Origin of the sequence: Streptomyces sp. NTH33 (assembly GCF_003236365.1) — a bacterium.
Taxonomy (GTDB): Bacteria; Actinomycetota; Actinomycetes; order Streptomycetales; family Streptomycetaceae; genus Streptomyces.
This window is the reverse complement of sequence record NZ_POTZ01000511.1, coordinates 1-4,674: the sequence shown is the minus strand read 5'-3', so window position 1 is coordinate 4,674 and position 4,674 is coordinate 1. Positions and strand designations below refer to the sequence as shown.

Annotated in this window: 4 protein-coding genes; 2 read left to right on the top strand and 2 right to left on the bottom strand. The window is 77.1% G+C overall.

Annotated features, from left to right (window positions below; translation table 11 throughout):
• Together crtI and C1I97_RS31780 are read right to left on the bottom strand one after the other, a co-directional pair.
• Positions 1-1,065: phytoene desaturase family protein (gene crtI / locus C1I97_RS31785; protein WP_111006518.1), on the bottom strand; the 1,065-nt coding region annotated here is incomplete at its 3' end.
• Complete coding sequence (locus tag C1I97_RS31780; RefSeq protein ID WP_111006517.1) at positions 1,062-2,441, bottom strand: polyprenyl synthetase family protein; 1,380 nt, start codon at positions 2,439-2,441, stop codon at positions 1,062-1,064. The genes C1I97_RS31780 and crtI, both read right to left, overlap by 4 nt.
• 242 nt (positions 2,442-2,683) lie before the next feature.
• On the opposite strand from C1I97_RS31780, the gene C1I97_RS31775 reads away from it, so the two are divergent.
• Together C1I97_RS31775 and C1I97_RS31770 are read left to right on the top strand one after the other, a co-directional pair.
• Positions 2,684-3,904 carry a lycopene cyclase family protein gene (locus tag C1I97_RS31775; protein WP_258382829.1) on the top strand — a complete coding sequence of 407 codons (1,221 nt, stop codon included), beginning with the start codon at positions 2,684-2,686 and terminating at the stop codon, positions 3,902-3,904.
• A 34-nt stretch (positions 3,905-3,938) separates the two neighbouring features.
• On the top strand, positions 3,939-4,673 hold the full coding sequence (locus tag C1I97_RS31770; RefSeq protein WP_111006515.1) for a class I SAM-dependent DNA methyltransferase: 735 nt from the start codon (positions 3,939-3,941) through the stop codon (positions 4,671-4,673).
• Position 4,674 lies beyond the last annotated feature (1 nt).

The following is a 4,674-nucleotide window of genomic DNA, read 5'->3' as shown; positions in this document are numbered from 1 at the left end:
GGTGATCAGCAGGGAGGGGTCGCTCATCAGCTCGCCGGTGCGGGTGAGTTCGCGGAAGGTGCGCCGCCAGGCGTGGCCGAAGGACAGGGTGTGGTGGGCCAGTTCCGGCCAGGTGCGGTCGCAGCCGGCGTGCAGGACCACGGCCGACGGGGCGTGGCCGAGGCGTGCCGGGCGGCGCGGGGTCCGGCCCAGCAGGCGGTAGGCCACCGGCAGGTCGGGGGTGAGGACGACGGCGTCGCAGGCGATGCGCCGCTCCTCGGTCACCACGGCGGTGACCCGCTCGCCGGAGCGTTCCAGGCGGGTGACCGGCTGCCCGTAGTGGAACTCCGCCCCGGCCGCCGCCGCGGCGGCGGCCATCGCGCGGGGCAGGGCGTGCATGCCGCCGCGCGGGAAGTACACCCCGGCGACGGTGTCCATGTAGGCGATCACCGCGTAGGCGGCCAGGGCCCGCTCGGGCGGAACGCCGGCGTACAGGGCCTGGAAGGAGAAGACCCGGCGCAGTCGCTCGTCGCGCAGGTGGCGGGCGATGCGCGCCTCCCAGCGGCCGAAGCCGCCGAGCGCGGCGAGGCGGGCCAGGTCCGGGGTGAGCAGCTGGAGCGGTGAGTCGAAGTCGGCGTCGAGGAAGCGGCCCCGTTCGGCCAGGTACAGCTGCCGCAGCCAGTGGCGCAGGCGGCGGTAGCCCGCCGCGTCGGCGCCTCCGGCGAACCGTTCGATCTCCGCCTCCATCGCCTCCGCGTCGGTGTGCACGTCGAGGGTGCTGCCGTCGGCGAAGCGTGCCCGGTACGCGGGGTGCAGCGCGATCAGGTCGACGCGGTCGCGCAGCGACTCGCCGACCGCGGCGAACGCCTCGTCGGCGATGTCCGGCATGGTGAGCACGGTGGGCCCGGTGTCGACCAGGTAGCCGCCGAGCGCGAGGCGTCCGGCCCGTCCGCCGGGGTGCGGGTCGCGTTCGACCACGGTGACCCGGCGGCCCGCGCCGAGCAGGTGCAGGGCGGCGGAGAGGCCGGCCAGACCCGCGCCGACCACCACCACGTGGTCGGTGGGCCCCGTCAGCGTTCTGGTCACCTGTCCGCCTCCGTTCCCGCGGTTCCCGCGGCGGTCGGTCCGGCGTCGGGCGGCGGACCGCCGGGCTGGGGCACCCGGCCGGGCGTGCCGGTGATCCCGGTCAGCAGGCCGCGCAGCCGGGCCGCCGCGCGCGGCTCCAGGGCGGCCTCGCCGAGGTGGTGCAGGCTCTGTCCGGCGAGCCGTGCGATATCCGTCTCCACCAGGTCGCGGGCGCCGGTCGCGACGAGGACGTCCCGCACGTCGGCCAGCTCGCTGTCGGGGAGGTCCGCGCGGCCCACCGCGTGCTCCAGCACGCCGAGCGCGCGGCGGTCGCCGGTGGCCGTGGCGAGGGAGCGGGCCACGGCCAGCGGATAGGTGGGCTTGCCCTCGCGCACGTCCCCGCCGGACGGCTTGCCGGTGACGTGCGGGTCGGCGAAGAGGTCGTCCAGGTCGTCGCGCAGCTGGAAGGCCAGGCCCGCGCAGCGTCCGGCGCGGCACAGCGTGCGGGTGGTGGCCTCGTCGGCGCCGGCGAGGACGGCACCGAGTTCCAGCGGCCGTTCCACGGTGTACAGGGCGCTCTTGAGGCAGGCGGTGCGGATCGCCCGGGCCGGGGTGAGGGCGGAGGTGGCCTGGCCCTGCACGTCGAGGTACTGGCCCGCCACCATCTCCGTGCGCAGGGTGCGCCACACGCCGTTCAGCCGGTGCGCGGTGCCGGGCGGGAGCCCGGGGTCCAGCACCAGGCCGGCCAGTACGTCGTCCGCCCAGGCCAGCGCGAGGTCGCCGGCGAGCACGGCGGCCGACGCGCCGAGCCGGCGTGCGGCCGAGTGCGATGCGGTACCGGCGTACTGCCGCTCCACGTCGGCGTGCAGCGCGGGGCCGCCGCGGCGGGTGGACGCCTGGTCCATCAGGTCGTCGTGGACCAGGGCGCAGGTCTGGATCAGTTCGAGCGCCGCCCCCGTCCGCAGCGCCGCGCGCACCTGGACGGGGTCCCCGCCGCGGCAGGCCCGCAGGGACCACCACACGAGCCGGGGGCGGATACGGCGCCCGCCGCGCCGGGCGAAGCCCACGACCCGCTCGGCGATGTCGTGGGCGAACACCGAGTCCAGCCCGCGGCAGCCGGTGAGGTGGTCGGCGAGCAGTTCCTGGAGCTCCCGGCCGACGGCGCCCGGCACGTCGTCGTCGACGGCACGCGCGTCGCCCTCGCGGTCCGCCGGGGTCGGGGGGTCCGGGTGATCCTGGTGGTTCGGGTGCTCCGGGTGCTCCGCGCGGGCGCAGGACCGCGGACCGCGACCGGCCGTGCCGACCGGTTCCCCGGCCTCCTGGTGGTCGGCCGGCCCGGCGGGCGGCCTGCGCGGCGGGGCTGCCGTGGGGCGGCCGGTCGCCTGGGTGAAACGCATCGCGGATCCTCTCGCCAGTCGGGGAAGCCGGGCCGGATGCCCCGTGCCTCGCCCGTCCTTCGCACGTCGTGCTTCGCGGTTCGTCAGGACACATTCCGCGCGGGACGCCTCACCGGATGCGCCGTTCGGTGGACGTGCCGACACGGCGGGCCCCCGTCCGCACGACACGCTCCCGACTGCATCCGCCACGGCCGGCGGGCCGGAAGACTGGCCGGATCAGCAGGCCCGGGAAGGGAGCCGCCGTGGGCGTGGAGCCGGACGCCGCCGTGGACGTGGAGGCGGACGTCGCCGTCGTGGGCGCCGGGGCCGCCGGGCTGTCGCTGGCCCTGCGGCTGGCCCGGCCGCCCGCGGGCGCGCGCCGGGTGACGGCGGTGCTGCTGGCGGCACCGCCGGGCCCGTTCCGCGCGGCGCGGCGCACCTGGTGCTACTGGGAGGCGGGGGCGGGGCCGTACGACGAGGCGCTGACGGCCTCCTGGCAGCGGCTGCGGGTGCGCTCCGGCGACGGCCGTGCGGTGGACGCCGCCATCGCACCGCTGCGCTACAAGATGCTGCGCTCCGACGCCTTCGAGGCGCTGGTCGGCCGGGAGATCGCGGCGAGCCCGTGCGTGAGACGCGTCGAGGCCGTCGTGGACCGGGTCGAGTCCGCTCGGGGCGGGGCCCTGGTGCACGCCCGCCGGGCCGACGGCGGCCGGGTGACCGTACGCGCCCGCTGGGTGTTCGACTCCCGGCCGCCCGAGCGGCTGCCACCGGCCCGCACGACGCTGCTGCAGCACTTCCGCGGCTGGTTCGTCCGCACCCGCCGGCCGGTGTTCGATCCCGCCACCGTGGAGCTGATGGACTTCCGTACCCCCCAGCCCGCGCACGGCCTGTCCTTCGGTTACGTCCTGCCGACCGGGCCGCACGAGGCGCTCGTCGAGTACACGGAGTTCTCCCGTCACGTGCTCGACCGGGACGCGTACGACCGCGCGCTGCGGCACTACACCACCCGGATCCTGGACGCCGGCGACCACGAGGTCACCGCGTGCGAACAGGGCGTGATCCCGATGACGGACGCGGACTTCCCCCGGCGGATCGCCGCGTCCGTGTTCCGGATCGGGGCCGCGGCCGGGGCCACCCGGCCCGCGACGGGCTACACCTTCAGCGCCGTGCAGCGCCAGACCCGCGCCGTGGCCGCCGCACTGCACGCCGGACGCCGGCCGCTCCCCCCGCGCGCCCACTCCGCCCGCTCCCGGCTCATGGACGCCGTGCTGCTGCACGCCCTCGACCACGGCCGGGTGGACGGTCCGGCCTTCTTCACCCGCCTGTTCACGTGCGTCCCCGCGCCCCGTCTGCTGCGCTTCCTGGACGGTGGCACCAGCCTGCCGGAGGACCTGTCCATCGGCCTGCACGTGCCCGTCACCGCGATGCTCGGCTCCGCCCTCGCCCTGCCCTTCGTACCGCGCCGGAACTCCCCCGCCGCCTGACGCCCCGTACCCTCACTCCCCTCATGGAGATGGCATGCCCGTACTGCGCGACGCCGACCTGGCCGCCGCGTTCGACCGCGCCGCCCGCAGCTACGACACGCTGGTGGCGGCCAATCCCGGCTACCACGCCCACCTGCGCCGCTCCGCCCGGCGCCTCGGCCTGACCCGCGGCGGTGCGGGCCTGAGAGTGCTGGACCTCGGGTGCGGCACGGGCGCCTCGACGGCGGCCCTGGCCGCCGTGCTGCCCGGCGCGGACATCACCGCCGTCGACGCCTCGGCCGGCATGCTGCGGCGCGCGGCCCGCCGGCCGTGGCCCCGGCCCGTCCGCTTCGTGCACGCCCCGGTGGAACACCTGGCCGAAGCCGGGGTGCGCGGCCCGTACGACGCGGTCTTCGCCGCGTACCTGCTGCGCAACGCCGCCGCCCCGGACGCCGTGCTCACCTCCGCGTCGCTGCTGCTCGCGCCGCACGGCCGGCTGGTGGTGCACGAGTACGCGCTGAGCGGGCGGGCGGCGCACCGGGCGGTGTGGAACGCGGTGTGCGGCGGGCTGGTCCTGCCGGTCGCGACGCTGCTCGGCGACGGGCCGCTCTACCGGCACCTGTGGCGCAGTGTCGTCACCTTCGACACGGCCGGGCAGCTCGCCGGGCGCGTGCGGCGGGCCGGGTTCGAAGAGGTGCGGGTGCTGCCGTTGCCGGGCTGGCAGACCGGCATCACCCACACCGTCGTCGCCCGCCGCCCGTCCGCCGGCACGAAGGAGGAGGAACGATGAC